This window comes from Oceanobacillus sp. FSL K6-0118 (assembly GCF_038006665.1).
Classification (GTDB): domain Bacteria; phylum Bacillota; class Bacilli; order Bacillales; family Amphibacillaceae; genus Oceanobacillus; species Oceanobacillus caeni.
In genome coordinates this window covers 2,225,830-2,243,264 of the sequence record NZ_JBBOVR010000001.1, presented here as the reverse complement: position 1 = coordinate 2,243,264, position 17,435 = coordinate 2,225,830, and the positions used below count along the sequence as shown (strand labels likewise).

The window sequence follows — 17,435 nt, the reverse complement described above, 5'->3', positions numbered from 1 at the left end:
GAATTTTTTCCTGCTATTTTTTATTGGTGCTGGGATCACAAATGATTACTTCGAACGATTTTTATATTTAGTATTTCCTTAAAAGAAGCCTCATGGTAGGATAATAGTAGTGAATCGAAAAGAGGTTTAGATAAATGGTTGGGTTATTATCGGCTGGTCTAGCTCCAGCCTTTGCGATAATGTCATTTATATATTTAAAAGATCGGTTTACTGAACCAATTTCACTAATTATTAAAATGTTTATTTCTGGGGCATTATTAGTTTTTCCGATTATGTTTATTCAATATGCATTAAATGCGGAAAATTTGACAAATAGTCACTTTATACAGTCTTTTTTCTTTGTTGCATTATTAGAGGAATTTTCCAAATGGTTCTTATTTATATATATGATTTATCATCATGAAGAATTCGACGACCATTATGATGGGATTGTATATGCAGTGGCTATCAGTTTGGGTTTTGCTTCATTAGAGAATATTCTTTATTTGCTAACGAATGGGATAGAATATGCCTTTTTGAGAGCCTTCTTCCCTGTGTCATCACATGCTCTTTTTGGCGTGATAATGGGTTACTATTTTGGTAAGGCAAAAGTAATAGATTGTCATACTAATTGGAACCGTATTTTTGCATTTCTATTTCCTTTTTTACTGCACGGTGTATACAATTACATCTTAATTGGTATATCAAGCCATTGGACTTATTATCTTATTCCGTTTATGATTATTCTTTGGTTAATTGCTTTACACCGCATCAAAGTAGCAAATCAAGTAACATTTCTATAAAAAACAACAAAAGGAGCCTGATGTTTTTATACATCAGGTTCTTTTTGTTGTTTAGGAAGTCATCATAATTAGAGAATTTACTATTGGTGTATAAAATAGAGGGTTTATCAAAAAATAGTTGTACAAAACTTCGTATCAGGAGGCAAAGCAATGATTTATAAGCGAACAAGTCTATTATTTATAGTTATATGCACCTTGTTTGTAGTAGTTGAAGCATCGAATGAATCAAAAACAGTACACGCGTTTAGTTCACAGGTTATACAACAAGGGGCTGTCGGTGATGATGTTATTGAATTACAAGCAAGATTACAATATATAGGGTTTTACAATGGCAAAATTGATGGGGTCTTTGGTTGGAGAACATACTGGGCATTAAGAAATTTCCAATATGAATTTGGTATGAAAATAGATGGCCTAGCCGGACAAACAACAAAAAATAAACTGGCGCAGGTTACGGAATATGATAAGGCATATGTCAAACAACAAATAGAGAGCGGAAATAAATTTACTCATTATGGTGGTACAGGCAAAAATAAACAATCAAGTCCACCAAAATCCAATAATCAGGGTGGGGCAAAGCAACAAGCACCGAGTAATAATCAACAAGGACAAACTACAGGTGGGGGGGCAAATGTGACTGCTGTAAATGTGCCCCAAGGATTTTCACAAAATGATATTCAATTAATGGCGAATGCGGTGTATGGAGAAGCGAGGGGAGAACCGTATGAAGGACAAGTGGCGGTGGCTTCCGTTATTTTAAATCGCTTGGATAGTCCAACTTTCCCTAATACAATAGCTGGCGTTATTTTTGAACCAAGAGCATTTACTGCAGTCGCAGATGGTCAAATATGGCTTACACCTAATGAAACAGCAAGGAAGGCAGTTTTGGATGCTATTAATGGATGGGATCCAACTGGTAATGCTATTTATTATTTTAATCCTGACACAGCTACATCAGCTTGGATTTGGTCTAGACCGCAAATTAAACAAATTGGAAAACATATATTCTGTAAATAGGATGGTGAATATTAATGAAAAGATGGATATTGATAGCCTTATTGGCCGTAGTTGTTTTAGGTACAGCTTTTTGGGGTTATCAGGAACACCAAGAGAAGAATGCTATTCTGATCCAAGCGGAAAATAACTATCAGAGGGCCTTCCATAATCTCGCTTACCATATTGATTTATTACATGATCAGATTGGTACAGCACTTGCGATGAATTCAGATAAGCGATTATCCCCACAAATGGTAGACATTTGGAGAATAACATCTGAAGCTTCCTCGGATGTGGGTCAACTCCCTTTAGCGCTATTACCTTTTAATAAAACAGAGGAATTCCTATCACAAGTAGGTGACTTTACTTATCAAACAGCAGTAAGAAACTTAGATGATTCTCCCTTAACAGATGAGGAAACAGAAAAGTTAAAACAGTTATATAACCAATCTGCAGAAATAGAACAGGAATTAAGAAAAGTTCAGCACATAGCATTAGAGGAAAACTTACGTTGGATGGACGTCCAAGTAGCGTTAGCAACCGAGGGAGACAAAGGGGATAATACCGTAATAGACGGCTTAAAAACGGTAGAAAAAAAAGTTGAAGGATTTTCAGAGGCAAATGCGGAGCCGTCTATTATGGGAACTTCAACAAAGGATCATGAGTATAAATATTTAGAAGGAAGTAAGAAAATAAGCGAGAATGAAGCGTTAAAAATTAGTAAGGATATTCTAAAAGTTAAAGATCCATCGAAAATTAACCTATCTGAAACTGGAAAAGGAGCAGATGTACCGGTATATACGGCTACTTATGTTAACGGAGACCAACGTGGTTTTGTAGACATTACTAAACAAGGCGGTAATCCAATCACCTTATTAAAAAATAGACCAGTTGATAAAAAGAAAATAAGTTTAAATGAGGGTATGGAAAATGCTACAAAGTATATGAAGCAATTAGGCTTTGAAGATATGGTTTTATTTCAAAGTAGTCAATATGATAATATAGGATCATTTACTTACTTATATAGTCAGGACGGTGTAAGAGTTTATTCTGATACTATTGAAGTTAAAGTAGCATTAGATAATGGTGAAATATTAGGATTAACTTCACAAAATTATATGAAAAACCATAGAGAGAGAAAAATACCTAAGCCGAAAATATCAAATACAGAAGCAAAAGAAATGGTGAATCCAAATGTAAATATACAAGAGGAATTTTTGGCTATTATCGACAATGATTTGGGAGAAGAAGTTTTAGCTTATGAATTTTTAGGTGTAAACGGTGATGATACGTATCGAATATTTATCAATGCTTTAGATGGAAAAGAAGAAAAAGTTGAAAAACTTGGTGGAAGTGAAATGAATTATGCTATAAATTGAAATCCACTCAGTGGGCTTACAGTCAGTTAAGACGTGATTAACTAAGGGATAGGTTTAAAACCTTTCCCTTTTTAATATCTACATAAAGATAGGCTCTTACATACTCCCTGAAGTAAAAGAAGCCAAAATACCAGCTTTAGTTGTACCATTTCCAGATAAAAAAGAAATGCAATAATATCTTTTAATAAATAGACCATTTTTTTCAATGTATGTTATTATTCTAGTTAGGAATGTTAATCATAAACTGCAAGTTCAACTTGCAATCAGTGGAAGGTGGAAGTCAATTCAACTACCACTGAATAAGTTTCAAATATTTACCAGGATGGAATGAGAGGAATGAATAAAAAATAACATGATTGAAAAAAGAATTGCTGTCGCAATAGATGGCCCCGCAGCTGCTGGGAAAAGTACAGTGGCAAAAATAGTTGCTGAAAAGCTATCCTATATCTATATTGATACTGGTGCCATGTATCGTGCATTAACTTTAAAAGCTTTAAAACAACAATTAGATTTAAAAAATGAATCAAAAATAGAAGAACTTTTATTACATACGATTATTGAATTAAACCAAAAAGAAAATAGACAAATCGTTCTACTTGATGGGGAGGATGTAACAGAAGAAATTCGCAACCAAGAAGTAACAAATTATGTTTCTTATATTGCTAAAATCCCCACGGTTCGCGAGCAAATGGTTCTTAGACAACAGAAACTTGCTGAAAATCGTGGTGTAGTGATGGATGGAAGAGATATAGGTACTCACGTCTTACCAGATGCAGAAGTAAAAATATTTTTAATTGCAAGCGTAGAAGAAAGAGCAATGCGCAGGTATGAAGAAAATAAACGTCGTGGAATTTTTACTGATTTGGAAGAACTTAAAGAAGATATTAAAAAACGCGATGAAATGGATATGAATCGTGAAGTATCTCCTTTAATTAAGGCAGATGATGCAGTGGAAGTTGATACGACTTCTTTAACAATCGATGAAGTTGTACAAGAAATATTAAATGTAGTTTCTAGCTATTTGAAAGAAGTTTAGTTTAGTAAAGGGAGAGAATATATGCTTTATACAATTGCTAAAAAAATAGTGGCAATGATCTTATTTCCTTTATACCGTATTAAAATTATTGGTAAAGAAAATATTCCATCAACAGGCCCCGTAATTATTTGCTCAAACCATATATCGAATTTAGATCCCCCAGTTGTCGGAATCACGTCTCCAAGAAAAATTCATTTTATGGCAAAAGGAGAATTATTTGAGAATTTCTTGTTTGGGAAATTGTTAACTGGTATTAATGCATTTCCTGTAAAACGTGGTTTAGCTGATAGAAATGCGTTAAGAAAAGGTCTAGAATTATTAAAAGATGGCAATTCAGTTGGATTATTTCCTGAGGGTACACGTAGTAAGACTGGAGAAATTGGCAAACCATTAGCCGGTGTAGGTTTCTTTGCTTTAAGATCTGACGCACAAGTTATACCATGTGCAATTATCGGCCCTTATAAGAAGTTTCAAAAATTAACAGTAATATACGGAGAACCTATGGATATGGAATATTATCGAACAAATAAAAAATCTGCAAAAGAAGTAGCAGAAGCGATTATGGATGAAATAAGAAAGTTAAAAGAAAATCATGAAAATCAAGTATCTTCACTTGACAAATAATTACAATTATTAGAAGTTATATAGAAAGAAAAGGTTTTAATTAGATTTATTAATAGGTGGGAGAGTATAAAAATCTTTTCCCGCCTGCATTAATGCAACTTAGGCAATTGCCAAGTTTTCTAATTGCAATAGGAGGTTATGGATATGGGTGAAGAAAATAAAGAATTACTAGAATTGCATGTAGATGACACCATTACAGGTAAGGTAGTTAGATTAGAAGAGAAACAAGTTCTTGTAGATATTGGTTACAAGACTGAAGGCATCCTTCCAATAAGTGAGTTATCTAATCTTCATGTAGAGTCAACTAATGATGTTGTTAAAGAAGGAGATGAGCTAACACTTAAAGTTAAAAAAGTGGAAGATGATGAGGTAATCCTATCTAAAAGAGCTGTAGACTCAGAGCTTGCTTGGAATGATTTAGTTGAGAAATACGAAAAAGGTGAAGTATTCGAAACAGAAGTAAAAGAGGTTGTAAAAGGCGGCCTAGTAGCAGATGTAGGAGTTCGTGGATTTATTCCCGCTTCACTTGTAGAAACTTTCTATGTTGACGATTTCACGGATTATAAAGGTAAAAAATTAACAGTAAAAATTGTAGATTTAGATAAAGAAAAGAGTCGTATTATTTTATCTCACCGAGCTGTTGTGGAAGCTGAAGAAAATGAGAAAAAGGTTGTATTACTTCAATCCCTTGAACCTGGACAAGTAGTAGAAGGAACGGTTCAAAGAATCACTAACTTTGGTGTTTTTGTTGATCTTGGCGGTATTGATGGATTAGTACACATTTCTCAGCTTGCTCATGAGCATGTTGAAAAAGCTTCTGACATTGTTTCGGAAGGAGATAAAATTAAAGTTGAAATTTTATCTATTGACCGTGATAACGAACGTATTTCACTTTCCCATAAAAATACATTACCTGGACCATGGACGAATATTGAAGAACGTATTTCAAGTGGAGACACTTTAGAAGGAACAGTAAAAAGGCTTGTAAACTTCGGAGCTTTTGTAGAAGTTTTACCAGGTGTAGAAGGTCTGGTTCATATTTCTCAAATTGCTAATCGTCACATTGGTACTCCCCAAGAGGTTCTAGAAGTTGGCCAAAAAGTTAACGTAAAAGTTCTTGACATTAATGAAAGTGAAAAACGTATTTCATTAAGTATTAAAGAACTTGAACAGGAGCAAGCAGAACAAGAGTACAAACAATATGAAAAAGAAGAAGAAGAATTCGGTATTCATCTCGGTGATTTAATTGGCGATAAACTGAATAAGTATAAGAAGTAAATGAAAAAGGCTTTTTCCACTAGGAAAAAGCCTTTTTCATTATTTTTATTTAGGGGGGACAGAAAAACAATTTTTGAAATTGTATAAATTTAACGTAATCCAGTAATAATGCGTAATAATAGGAGGTGAAAGGTAAAAAGTGGAAGAAGGTATTTTATTTTTTTGGGCTAGTTGGTTACTTTGGATCATTGTTACATTTCTTATGAAAAAATCATCCAGACGTACCATTTTAGCTTATTGGATTTTATTGACGATTATAAGTTCTTCTTTATATTTCTATATTGGTCCTTTTATGTTTTCGTTAGCTATTTTTACACTTTTTATTGGAAGTATTATATTAATGTCCAAACAAACAAAAACATTCTACCATTTACTTTCAGCATTTACAATAACCATCTGTTATTCCGCATTACTGCTTTGGGAAAAGATTTCACCAATTTGGGTTATTTTACCTAGAGAAATTCTAATTTCTATTATCATTAGTTGTTTTGTATATGTACTTTGTCATAACTTTGTAGGTCGGATAAGTATTTGCCTATTCGGAATGCTTACTGGAGAAATGATTTATAGTTTTATTTTATCCAGTTACGGGTTTCAGGAAGTAGTAGGAGAAAAGGCATTTTTAGATACTTTAATATGTACCCTTTTAATATTGTCTGTTTTAGACATACTACATAAAGGGAAAGTTAAAGTTACAACACTCATTACAAAATTATTAACAAAGTTAGAGGTGGCAAAATGAGCGAATTTACTTATCCTATACTATTTGGGATTTTAATAGGTACTTTACTAAGAATAATAATGCTAAGGACAGATTATAGACAATATCCAACCTATCTTCATGGTAAAACGATTCATATATCTTTAGGATTTATCGCAGCGGCATTGGGATCATTAATTATACCAGCTCTTCTATCAAAAGACTATACTGCGGTTACCATTTTAACTGTTGCGGCAACACAATTTAGAGAAGTACGTAACATGGAAAGAAATACATTAAATGAGGTAGACGAATTTGAATTAGTATCAAGAGGAAAGACGTATATTGAAGGAATTGCTATATCTTTTGAAAGTAGAAATTATCTTGTTATGATTACCTCATTTATAGCGACTTTTGTATATATATTGACAAATCTAATCATTGCTATAATAGCCGCTATCATATGCTACATTCTAGCCAAAATTTTAATGAGTGGAAGTGTCTTAAAAGAAGTTGTAGATATTGAATATAAGGATCTGCATTTTGATGGGGCCGGCTTATATGTAGATAATATTTATGTTATGAATATTGGTTTACCGGAAAGACAAGAACAAATAATGAAATATGGCATGGGATTTGTGTTAACCCCTAAAAACATGAACACCATTACTACGATATCCAATTTAGGACAAAGACAAGCTATTTTACATGATGTGTCCATTGCTTTAGGTGTATTTCGTGATTCAGGAACGCCAGCACTTACACCAATCATTAAACGGGATTTAGATGATGGTAGATTGGGTGTCTTTCTACTACCTCAAGTTAGAGATGTTGATAAGGCCATCGAAATTATCGGAAAGGTCCCTGTTTTAGAAAATGCTATAAGAATGCCTTCTAATTCAAAAGCTCATAATAAGGAGGTTCCTGCAAATGATGATTGAAAAAGCAATATTAGCTATCATTACATTAGATCCATCTAAGGTATCTGGTGGGGCACCCATTTTTATATGTAAAACGAAAGATGAGTTAGAAAATGTTGCGGCCAATATTGAAGCAATTACAGATGGTATCGTTCACGGATTAAGTGATGAATTATATATTGTTGTTAAACATTAATTAACGATATTACCATATTATAATTGTTAATAAATTCTATTTTTGCTAGAATATATTAAGGCTTCGCAACAAGCGAGAGCCTTTTGTTTTAAGAATGTAAAAGAGAAAGGAACTCTTTTTATGAGGAAATCTGTAGTAGCAATAGTAGGAAGACCAAACGTTGGGAAATCAACTATTTTTAATAGACTGGTTGGAGAAAGAATTTCTATCGTAGAGGATACGCCCGGAGTTACAAGGGATCGAATATACTCTGAAGCAGAATGGCTAAACCAAAAATTCAATTTAATTGATACTGGTGGTATCGAAATTGGAGATGAACCATTACTGATACAGATGCGACAGCAGGCTGAAATAGCAATCGATGAAGCGGATGTTATTATTTTTATAGTGAATGGAAAAGAGGGGATAACTGCTGCTGATGAAGAAGTAGCAAAAATGCTGTTTAAATCTAATAAACCTATTGTGTTAGGTGTTAATAAAATGGATAATCCGGAAATGCGAGCAACGGTGTATGAATATTATTCACTTGGTTTTGGAGAACCATATCCGATTTCAGGTGCTCACGGGTTAGGTTTAGGAGATTTATTAGATGAAGTTGTTAGTCATTTTCCTAAAACGGAAGAGGATGAAAAAGAAGAAGATACGATTTACTTCAGTTTAATTGGAAGACCAAATGTTGGTAAATCTTCTCTTGTTAATGCCATTTTAAATGAAAATCGAGTGATCGTTAGTGATATAGAAGGTACGACCAGGGATGCAATAGATACACATCTACAAAGAGATGGTCAAAACTATGTTATAACGGATACAGCTGGGATGAGAAAACGTGGTAAAGTATATGAATCCACTGAAAAATATAGCGTATTAAGAGCTTTGAAAGCGATAGATCGCTCAGATGTCGTTTTAGTATTAATTGACGCGGAGACAGGAATAAGGGAGCAAGATAAAAAGATTGCTGGTTATGCCCATGAAGCTGGCAGAGCAATTGTAATTGTCGTAAACAAATGGGATACGATTGAATCTAATGAAAAGGCAATGAAAGAATTTGAAATAAAAATAAGGGCACATTTTCAATTCTTGGATTATGCCCCAATCGTCTTTTTATCTGCAAAAACAAAAAAACGATTGCACACGTTAATGCCAATGATTCAATTAGTAAGTGAAAACCATTCCAAACGTATTCCAACAAACGTATTAAATGATGTTATTATGGATGCATTAGCTATGAATCCTACTCCGACAGTTAAAGGAAGAAGGTTAAAAGTTTTATATGCTACTCAAGTAGCTGTTAAACCGCCAAGTTTTGTTATATTTGTAAACGATCCTGAATTAATGCACTTTTCATATAAAAGATTTTTGGAAAATAAAATTAGGGATGCATTTGGATTTGAAGGCACTCCTATAAAGATTTTTGCGCGTAGACGTGGTTAGGGGGAAGACAATTGGATAAAATTGCAGTTCTAGGTGCTGGAAGTTGGGGTACAGCTTTAAGCATTGTACTATCAGATAATAATTATCATGTAAATTTATGGACTTATAAAAAAGAACAAATGGAAGAAATTAATAAGCATCATAAAAATGAACGTTATCTTCATGTACCCCTTCCAGAAAATATTGTTGCGTTTTCAAGTATAGAAAAGGCTGTCGAGGATGTAAAGGCAATAGTAATGGTTGTTCCAACAAAAGCGATAAGAGAAGTTTCGAAAGAGCTTAATAAAATTCTCAATCGACCAGTGCCAATTATTCATGCTTCTAAAGGGATTGAACCAGGTAGTCTAAAAAGAGTATCACAGATGATTGATGAAGAGTTAGAACATTATAACTACGACGATATCGTGGTATTATCCGGTCCGAGCCATGCGGAAGACGTGGCTTTAAGACATCCTACAACTGTAACCGTAGCATCCTTGAACGAAGAATATGCAAAAATTGCGCAAGATATTTTTACCAATGATGCTTTCAGAGTTTACACAAGTACAGATGTTTTAGGTGTTGAACTAGGGGGATCATTGAAAAATATTATTGCATTAGGTGCAGGAATTTCAGATGGGTTAGGTTATGGTGACAATGCTAAAGCTGCCTTAATTACAAGAGGTTTAGCTGAAATAGCAAGACTGGGAACAAAACTAGGTGCAAATCCATTAAGTTTTCTAGGACTTTCTGGTGTAGGAGATTTAATTGTAACGTGTACAAGCGTACATAGTAGGAATTGGCGTGCAGGTAATTTATTAGGGAAGGGACAACCTTTAAATGACGTCCTCGAGCAAATGGGTATGGTTGTAGAAGGTGTTAGAACAGTAAAGGCTGCGTATCGATTTGCTAAGGAAGAGAATGTTGAAATGCCGATTACAACAGGAATATATGATGTTCTCTATAATCATAAAGAACCTAAAGAAATAGTGGAGCAATTAATGACTCGTTCTAAACGAGAAGAAATGGATGATATTGCTCATTTATTATACGAACGTTATTCAAAATAACACGTAATGAAACTCCTTGCATATACTATTTTGAACTAAAAATGCAAGGAGGAAGGAATTGTGAATAATTTCCAAAAAGGAATGTTTGACAAAATACAGCAAAACTCAAATATAAATCCACAAGATATTTTAAAGGTAGCAGACTCTGTAAAAAATGCAAATTTTCAAGACGAGAAAACGGTACGTAATCTGGTACGTCATCTAGCGAAAATGGCTAATAAACCATTATCAAAGGAGAAAGAAGACCATATTGTTCAAGCTATCACTAACAATAAAATACCCAAAGACGCACAATCTTTAAATAATTTATTTAAAAAGTAACAATACTGGGCAAGTGAGGATACATTAATTCGTTTACATGCATAAAATAAACCGCACAAGCATTCAAAGATAGAGCTTGCATGGAATTTATTTAGTCAACACCGAGGTGAAGAAAGCCCCCTTCATCTCGGTTTTTATTGTTTTTTTCATAAAGAATGAACATTCTATAGGAGAAAGTGGAAGTAAATGCCCACTGAATAAGTTTCGCTTCGTTAAAATTGCTTTTTTAATACTTAGAAATTGAACACGTATGGTATAATACGATTTGCATATAAATTTTTGGGAGTGAAAAAATTGTCGATTTCGATGCTTAAAATGTATATATCCTTTGTTGGGATGCTTTTATTATTTTTGGCTATGGGACTTATTTTTCTTAGCCGATACAAATTAAAAGGTTGGATAGCTAGAATCGTATCATTATTTGCTTATATCAGTTTAATTTTAGGCGCCTTTATTATCATTTATATTGTTTTAAGTGGTCCGACCGCATAGTCGTGGAGAAGGAGGAGGTATAATTGAAATACACCTTTAAACTAATGTTTGTTTTGTTAATTTCTATTTCTATTTTAAGTGGCTGTCTCTATCCGGAAAGTGAAAAGTCTAAAAATCAGGAAGCCTATGAGGATCAATTGGAACGTATCCAACAAGCAGTAGATGATTACCGTGAAGCAACGGATGGTTTAGTACCAATACGAACAAAAGAAAGCGATACCCCGATTTTCCAAAAATACTTGATTGATTTTAATCTATTAAAAGAAAGAGGTTTTATTTCAGAAATTCCTGGTAATGCATTTGAAAATGGCGGGAAATATCAATATGCCCTGATTACACCGGATGATCAACCAAGGGTGAAATTAATTGATCTAACAATGACAGAAACAATCCGTTCCATCAATATCCGAATCAATACATATCGTGATGAACATCTTTATCCTCCATTTGGGGAAGTAATAGCTGGTGATGTTTATTCTATAGATTATAAAAAAATTGGCCTAGAATCCACACCAACTGTGGAAAGTCCATATTCAAAGGAACAACTACCAATTGTAATGGATGTAAATGGAAAGTTATATGTGGATTATCGTATAGATTTAAATCATGCATTACAAAAGTACGAGCATAATTATAAAGAAGGGGACGATATCCGTTATATATTAGCGGAAAATACACCATTTCTCCCAGCGTATTCATTACCGTATACTATTAAAAATGATGAACCCGTATTTTTAATTAATTAATATTTAACATATTTTTTCCCTTGTAACATATATTGTTGCAAGGGTTTATTTGTTTTTAATATATTATTTTTTCTCCTTTATTAATAAGTTAAGTCATATTTTGATAGGACAACATCATAGACTTTTAATGTCATTATTCGTAGTTTATCTGAAATTCAAGGATACAAGATCGGGAGGGGATCTTTTGGAAAAGATTGATATTTTTAAAGATATTTCAAAACGGACAAATGGGGATATTTATTTAGGTATAGTTGGGGCAGTTCGAACTGGTAAATCAACTTTTATAAAGCGATTTATGGAATTAGTTGTTTTACCGAATATTGAGGATGAAGGAGAGAGAGAAAGAGCACACGACGAATTACCACAAAGTGCTGCAGGGAAAACTATTATGACGACAGAGCCAAAATTCATTCCAAATCAGGCGGTTTCAGTCAATGTGGATGAAGGATTGGACGTAAATATTCGTTTGGTAGACTGTGTTGGATATGCGGTGGAAAGTGCCAAAGGATTTGAGGATGAAGATGGTCCTAGAATGATCAACACACCATGGTATGAAGAGCCAATTCCTTTTCATGATGCTGCAGAAATTGGAACACGTAAAGTAATTCAAGAACATTCTACGATTGGTGTAGTTGTAACGACAGATGGAACGATTGGTGAAATTCCACGTGCTGATTATATAGATGCCGAAGCTAGAATCGTAGAAGAATTGAAAGAAGTGGGTAAACCATTTATTTTAGTTATTAACTCTGCAAGACCATCTAGCCAAGAAACGGAACTTCTTCGTAATCAACTAACAGAGGAATATGATATCCCTGTTTTAGCTATAAACGTGGAATCCATGTCCGAACATGATGTAAATAGTATATTGCGTGAAGCATTGTTTGAGTTTCCTGTATTAGAGGTAAACGTAAACTTACCTAGTTGGGTAATGGTTCTTAAAGAAAATCATTGGCTAAGAGAAAATTATCAAGAAGCAATTCAAAATACAGTAAAAGATATTAAGAGATTAAGAGATGTGGATTTCATCGTTGGAAACTTTGATGAGTATGATTATATTGAAAAAGCTAGTTTAGCTGGTATGGAAATGGGAGAAGGGGTAGCTGAAATTGATCTTCATGCTCCAGATCACTTATATGATGAAGTGCTGAAAGAAATTGTAGGGGAAGAGATTAGAGGAAAAGATCATTTATTAGAATTAATGCAGGATTTTGCACATGCGAAAAGGGAATATGATCAAGTAGCAGGTGCTTTACAAATGGTAAAACAAACAGGCTATGGAATTGCTGCACCAAGTTTGGAAGATATGATATTAGATGAACCTGAAATCATAAGGCAAGGGTCAAGATTTGGTGTTAGATTAAAGGCAGTAGCACCATCTATCCATATGATTAAAGTGGAAGTGGAATCAGAATTTGCCCCAATTATTGGAACAGAGAAACAGAGCGAGGAACTGGTTAGGTATTTAATGCAAGACTTTGAAGAAGATCCATTATCGATCTGGGAGTCTGATATTTTTGGAAGATCACTAAGTTCCATAGTAAGGGAAGGAATACAAGGAAAGATCTCATTAATGCCAGAAAATGCAAGGTATAAATTAAAAGATACATTGGAAAGAATTATTAACGAAGGAACAGGTAGTTTAATAGCGATTATTTTATAGCAGCTTTATTAAAAGCTGCTTTTTACTTTTTAAAAATTTTTCAAAAATTTAAAAGGAATTCCTATATAGATGTCGTATTTGTATCATTAGTAAGATTTGCCTATAATAATACTTGAGATGATCAATCGGTTTAAATTCAAAATGGTTAGTTCTTTCATTGAAAAAAGGATTCCTGATAAAAAATATTTAAGGAAATAGGCACTAATTGTTGAATTTTATGGTAATCTCAGTTATTATAAGCCTTGTCATCAATTCTCTTTGATGATCAGACGTATAAAAATGGACAAAATAGTGAACAAATGATTTTAAATAGTTATTTTGTTCTGATTTTATTTGTAAGTTTTTGGGAGGAGGTGAATGTCATGAATAAAACAGACTTAATTAATGCAGTTGCTGAAAAAAGCGAGCTTTCTAAAAAAGATGCAACTAAAGCTGTAGATGCGGTTTTTGAAGCGGTCATGGATTCACTTAAAAATGGTGAAAAAGTTCAATTAATTGGATTTGGAAATTTTGAAGTACGTGAACGTTCTGCACGTAAAGGTCGTAATCCACAAACTGGTGAAGAAATCGAAATCCCTGCAAGCAAGGTTCCGGCATTTAAACCAGGTAAAGCCCTAAAAGATGTAGTTAAATAAATACATACGGGCAAGATAAAAAGGATACGTTATTTAACGTATCCTTTTTCTTTGAGTAAGAAAGTATAAAAGTATAAAACCTTCTTACTGTACCTATGGAATCTTGCAAGTTTGGTAACCTATTACATAATAAGTTTTTGTTATAATTAAGGATGGTTTCAATATAAAATGGTAGAATAAATAAAGATTTAGGAGGATTCCTATGGATAATAATACGAAATATAATTCCGACTTTTTTGTCATAAAAGCATTGGAAGATGGCGTGAATGTAATTGGATTAACTAGAGGAACAGATACTCGCTTTCACCATTCCGAAAAACTAGATAAAGGTGAAGTGATGATTGCTCAGTTTACGGAACATACATCAGCTGTAAAAGTTAGAGGTAAAGCGCTAATCCAAACTAGTAATGGTGAAATGGAATCTGAATAAGTTTGTCAATTTACATTATAGAAAAACAACCATTTGGTTCATATAAGAATTATGCTATAATGACTAGAGCAGTTAAAGAGTGGCTAGAAAGGCTTTAGGTGATTTTTTTGACTACATCTGGCATAGATATTGAATTTATAAAGAAACAATTAAAAGATAAATTAAATCATTCATACATAAAACAGATAATAGGGAACCCCACTATTGATGAAGATAAATTGATGTTTATCTCAACACTTATCAATAGGCAATCAACCCTATCCTTTATCGAAAAGACACAATTCATTATAACTACTATGTTAGTTCAGATTGCGTTAGATACCCATGAACATGTTCCAGTAGCTTTTTATCATGATATGAACCAAGAAGAAAAAGAGGCTAATCAATTACGTGTCCTAGCTGGTGATTTTTATAGTGGTCAGTATTATTATTTACTTGCACAAATAGACCAGTTTGATTTTATTCAGACCTTATCTATTGCCATTAAAGAAATCAATGAGAACAAGATGAACCTATATTATCTAGATGATAACCTTTTAGAAAAAAGTGTTTCGATTATAAAAAAAATAGATACTCTACTGCTTTCTTACGTTGCTAAGTATTTTAATGACTCATCTTTAAATGATTTAGCTAATGAATGGTTACTAATTAAAAGATTAATTCATGAAAGAAATATGTTTAATAATAATGAACATTCTGTCTTTATCAGCAAATTTGTAGATAGTAATCCTTCATTCCTCCATCAACTGAAATTATTGATTGAGGAAAAAATCTTAACTCTTAAGCAGCAGTTATCAGTGGACTTCAGAGATAATCTTCATGATAAGGAAATAGTGACTTATATAGATAAACAAATAAACTCAAAGTTGTTAAACTATAAAACCTCCATTGTGGAAGAGGGATAAATATGGAAGAACAATCTAAAGAAGAACGTGTTCATCACGTATTTGAAAAAATTTATAAAAATTATGACTCGATGAACTCGATTATTTCTTTTCAACGTCATAAAGCATGGAGAAAAGATGTTATGAAAAGAATGAAGGTTAAAAATAAATCCAGTGCTTTAGATGTTTGTTGCGGTACTGGAGATTGGTCTATTTCTTTAGCTAAGGCAGTTGGCAAGAATGGATCTGTTGTTGGTTTGGATTTCAGTAAAAATATGTTATCTATTGCGGAAAAGAAAAAAGAAGAGAAAAATTTGAAACATCTTAAGCTAATACATGGGAACGCGATGGAATTGCCTTTTGAAGATAATTCATTTGATTATGTAACAATTGGGTTTGGTCTTAGAAACGTTCCTGATTATATGACGGTTTTAAAAGAAATGTATCGTGTAGTTAAACCCGGTGGAAAAGTGGTATGCTTAGAGACGTCACAACCTACCACAATCGGTATTAAACAATTATACTTTTTCTATTTTCGTTTTATTATGCCTTTGTTTGGTAGACTTTTTGCCAAAAGCTACGATGAATACGCTTGGTTAAATGAATCAACAAGGTCTTTTCCAAATAAAGAAAAATTAAAACAAATGTTTAAAGAAGCTGGATTCTCCAAAGTAAAGGTAAAAAGTTATACGTTTGGAGTCGCCGCGATGCATATGGGGTTTAAAAAATAGAAACAATCTGTACACATTAGATGTGTAATTATAAAGGTGAAGCACATGAAACTTCCAAAAACATATGGATATTTAAAAAAAGATTTAGATTTTATTGAAACATCTTTACACCAAACAATTCAAGCTAATCATCCAATTTTACGTAATGCTTCAACGGAATTATTAAATGCTGGAGGAAAAAGGATTCGTCCAGTGTTTGTACTTTTATCGGGGCAATTAGGTGAATTTGATATTGAAAAAATAAAAAAAGTTGCGGTTTCATTAGAATTAATACATATGGCAACCCTAGTTCATGATGATGTGATTGATGAAGCGGAATTAAGACGTGGGAAACCAACCATAAAAAAAAGATTTGGAAATCGAGTTGCTATGTATACTGGGGATTATATATTAGCAAGGGCATTAGAGGAAATTACTTCCCTTAAAAATCCTAATGTTCATCGTATTTTATCTAAGACAATTGTTGAAGTATGCATTGGTGAAATTGAACAAATGAAAGATCGATTCAACTGGAACCAAGATTTGAAAAATTATCTAAGAAGAATCAAAAGAAAAACTGCTTTATTAATAGCAACTAGTTGTCAACTAGGTGGAGTTGTTTCGGGACTATCAGACAAAGAATCCAGGAAAATGTTTCAATATGGATATTACATTGGAATGTCGTATCAAATTATTGATGATATATTAGATTTCACCTCTACCTCGAAGGTTCTCGGGAAACCTGCAGGTAATGATTTATTGCAAGGAAACATTACACTGCCAATTCTATATGGTATGCAAAATGAAGATTTTAATAGGTTATTGAAACGTACTTTCCATAATCCGGAAAATGTCTCCAAAAAAGAAATGAATGAAATCATTAATAAATTACAATCCGTTGGCGCCATTGAAAAATCCTATGAATTAAGTGAACTTTACTTAAAAAAGGCACTTCATACATTGAAAAGTCTACCAGATAAAAAGGCTAGAAAAACTTTAGAAGATATAGCAAAATATATCGGTAAGAGACGCTCATAAAGAAGACTTCCATCAGTGGGGGTTTTCCTTCATTTCTATTGATGGTTAGTCGCACTTATCGGACCTTTACGGACAGTTGATCTCCCACCTACCTTCTTTGTCACCCCAAAAGTTTGAGGTGGGAG

The 17,435-nt window shown here is 33.2% G+C and carries 20 protein-coding genes; all 20 read left to right on the top strand.

All coding sequences use genetic code 11. The features are described from left to right. Positions 1–134: 134 nt before the first annotated feature. A complete protein-coding gene (prsW, locus tag MHI02_RS11515) occupies positions 135–782 on the top strand; it encodes a glutamic-type intramembrane protease PrsW (RefSeq protein ID WP_047185000.1) in 648 nt (215 codons plus the stop codon). 150 nt (positions 783–932) lie between these two features. Next, positions 933–1,799 (top strand): spore cortex-lytic enzyme, encoded by an 867-nt coding sequence (gene sleB, locus MHI02_RS11510; RefSeq protein WP_047185001.1) that lies wholly within the window; start codon positions 933–935, stop codon positions 1,797–1,799. 14 nt (positions 1,800–1,813) lie between these two features. Next, positions 1,814–3,157, top strand: coding sequence for a germination protein YpeB (ypeB, locus tag MHI02_RS11505; protein WP_047185002.1), 1,344 nt, complete (start codon positions 1,814–1,816; stop codon positions 3,155–3,157). Positions 3,158–3,512: 355 nt separating this feature from the next. Beyond that, entirely contained in the window at positions 3,513–4,193 is a 681-nt protein-coding gene (gene cmk, locus MHI02_RS11500; RefSeq protein ID WP_047185120.1) for a (d)CMP kinase, read from the top strand. A 21-nt stretch (positions 4,194–4,214) separates the two neighbouring features. Then, positions 4,215–4,817, top strand: coding sequence for a lysophospholipid acyltransferase family protein (locus tag MHI02_RS11495; protein ID WP_047185003.1), 603 nt, complete (start codon positions 4,215–4,217; stop codon positions 4,815–4,817). Between the two features lie 144 nt (positions 4,818–4,961). Beyond that, positions 4,962–6,095 carry a 30S ribosomal protein S1 gene (gene rpsA / locus MHI02_RS11490; RefSeq protein ID WP_047185004.1) on the top strand — a complete coding sequence of 378 codons (1,134 nt, stop codon included), beginning with the start codon at positions 4,962–4,964 and terminating at the stop codon, positions 6,093–6,095. A gap of 139 nt (positions 6,096–6,234) precedes the next feature. After that, a complete protein-coding gene (locus MHI02_RS11485) occupies positions 6,235–6,837 on the top strand; it encodes a YphA family membrane protein (protein WP_047185005.1) in 603 nt (200 codons plus the stop codon). Beyond that, positions 6,834–7,736 (top strand): YIEGIA family protein, encoded by a 903-nt coding sequence (locus tag MHI02_RS11480; RefSeq protein WP_341165925.1) that lies wholly within the window; start codon positions 6,834–6,836, stop codon positions 7,734–7,736. The genes MHI02_RS11485 and MHI02_RS11480 overlap by 4 nt, the downstream gene beginning before the upstream one ends. Beyond that, positions 7,726–7,911 carry a capping complex subunit for YIEGIA gene (locus MHI02_RS11475; protein ID WP_047185007.1) on the top strand — a complete coding sequence of 62 codons (186 nt, stop codon included), beginning with the start codon at positions 7,726–7,728 and terminating at the stop codon, positions 7,909–7,911. Before MHI02_RS11480 ends, MHI02_RS11475 begins: the two co-directional genes overlap by 11 nt. 120 nt (positions 7,912–8,031) lie before the next feature. Continuing rightward, on the top strand, positions 8,032–9,342 hold the full coding sequence (der, locus tag MHI02_RS11470; RefSeq protein WP_047185008.1) for a ribosome biogenesis GTPase Der: 1,311 nt from the start codon (positions 8,032–8,034) through the stop codon (positions 9,340–9,342). Positions 9,343–9,353: 11 nt separating this feature from the next. Continuing rightward, positions 9,354–10,391: an NAD(P)H-dependent glycerol-3-phosphate dehydrogenase gene (locus MHI02_RS11465; protein ID WP_047185009.1), complete on the top strand. Its 1,038-nt coding sequence runs from the start codon at positions 9,354–9,356 to the stop codon at positions 10,389–10,391. 60 nt (positions 10,392–10,451) lie between these two features. Beyond that, entirely contained in the window at positions 10,452–10,712 is a 261-nt protein-coding gene (locus tag MHI02_RS11460) for a stage VI sporulation protein F (RefSeq protein ID WP_047185010.1), read from the top strand. A 294-nt stretch (positions 10,713–11,006) separates the two neighbouring features. Further along, entirely contained in the window at positions 11,007–11,204 is a 198-nt protein-coding gene (locus MHI02_RS11455) for a DUF2768 domain-containing protein (RefSeq protein WP_047185011.1), read from the top strand. 23 nt (positions 11,205–11,227) lie between these two features. Then, complete coding sequence (locus MHI02_RS11450; protein ID WP_244986889.1) at positions 11,228–11,950, top strand: hypothetical protein; 723 nt, start codon at positions 11,228–11,230, stop codon at positions 11,948–11,950. A gap of 184 nt (positions 11,951–12,134) precedes the next feature. After that, the gene (gene spoIVA, locus MHI02_RS11445; RefSeq protein ID WP_047185012.1) at positions 12,135–13,613 is read left to right on the top strand and encodes a stage IV sporulation protein A; all 1,479 of its coding nucleotides are present in this window, start codon (positions 12,135–12,137) and stop codon (positions 13,611–13,613) included. A 362-nt stretch (positions 13,614–13,975) separates the two neighbouring features. Continuing rightward, positions 13,976–14,248 (top strand): HU family DNA-binding protein, encoded by a 273-nt coding sequence (locus MHI02_RS11440; protein ID WP_047185013.1) that lies wholly within the window; start codon positions 13,976–13,978, stop codon positions 14,246–14,248. Positions 14,249–14,450: 202 nt separating this feature from the next. After that, entirely contained in the window at positions 14,451–14,678 is a 228-nt protein-coding gene (gene mtrB, locus MHI02_RS11435) for a trp RNA-binding attenuation protein MtrB (protein ID WP_047185014.1), read from the top strand. A 107-nt stretch (positions 14,679–14,785) separates the two neighbouring features. Further along, complete coding sequence (locus tag MHI02_RS11430) at positions 14,786–15,583, top strand: heptaprenyl diphosphate synthase component 1 (RefSeq protein ID WP_052771696.1); 798 nt, start codon at positions 14,786–14,788, stop codon at positions 15,581–15,583. Positions 15,584–15,585: 2 nt separating this feature from the next. Then, positions 15,586–16,293 carry a demethylmenaquinone methyltransferase gene (gene menG, locus MHI02_RS11425; protein WP_047185015.1) on the top strand — a complete coding sequence of 236 codons (708 nt, stop codon included), beginning with the start codon at positions 15,586–15,588 and terminating at the stop codon, positions 16,291–16,293. A 45-nt stretch (positions 16,294–16,338) separates the two neighbouring features. Further along, positions 16,339–17,310, top strand: coding sequence for a heptaprenyl diphosphate synthase component II (hepT, locus tag MHI02_RS11420; protein ID WP_047185016.1), 972 nt, complete (start codon positions 16,339–16,341; stop codon positions 17,308–17,310). The last annotated feature ends 125 nt before the right edge of the window (positions 17,311–17,435 follow it).

Excerpts from the sequence above, each read along its gene's own strand:
- sleB (WP_047185001.1), top strand. The coding sequence starts at position 933 with ATGATTTATAAGCGAACAAGTCTATTATTTATAGTTATATGCACCTTG.
- MHI02_RS11480 (WP_341165925.1), top strand. The coding sequence starts at position 6,834 with ATGAGCGAATTTACTTATCCTATACTATTTGGGATTTTAATAGGTACT.
- MHI02_RS11440 (WP_047185013.1), top strand. The coding sequence starts at position 13,976 with ATGAATAAAACAGACTTAATTAATGCAGTTGCTGAAAAAAGCGAGCTT.
- MHI02_RS11495 (WP_047185003.1), top strand. The coding sequence starts at position 4,215 with ATGCTTTATACAATTGCTAAAAAAATAGTGGCAATGATCTTATTTCCT.
- ypeB (WP_047185002.1), top strand. The coding sequence starts at position 1,814 with ATGAAAAGATGGATATTGATAGCCTTATTGGCCGTAGTTGTTTTAGGT.
- menG (WP_047185015.1), top strand. The coding sequence starts at position 15,586 with ATGGAAGAACAATCTAAAGAAGAACGTGTTCATCACGTATTTGAAAAA.
- prsW (WP_047185000.1), top strand. The coding sequence starts at position 135 with ATGGTTGGGTTATTATCGGCTGGTCTAGCTCCAGCCTTTGCGATAATG.
- rpsA (WP_047185004.1), top strand. The coding sequence starts at position 4,962 with ATGGGTGAAGAAAATAAAGAATTACTAGAATTGCATGTAGATGACACC.
- MHI02_RS11475 (WP_047185007.1), top strand. The coding sequence starts at position 7,726 with ATGATGATTGAAAAAGCAATATTAGCTATCATTACATTAGATCCATCT.
- mtrB (WP_047185014.1), top strand. The coding sequence starts at position 14,451 with ATGGATAATAATACGAAATATAATTCCGACTTTTTTGTCATAAAAGCA.
- hepT (WP_047185016.1), top strand. The coding sequence starts at position 16,339 with ATGAAACTTCCAAAAACATATGGATATTTAAAAAAAGATTTAGATTTT.
- der (WP_047185008.1), top strand. The coding sequence starts at position 8,032 with ATGAGGAAATCTGTAGTAGCAATAGTAGGAAGACCAAACGTTGGGAAA.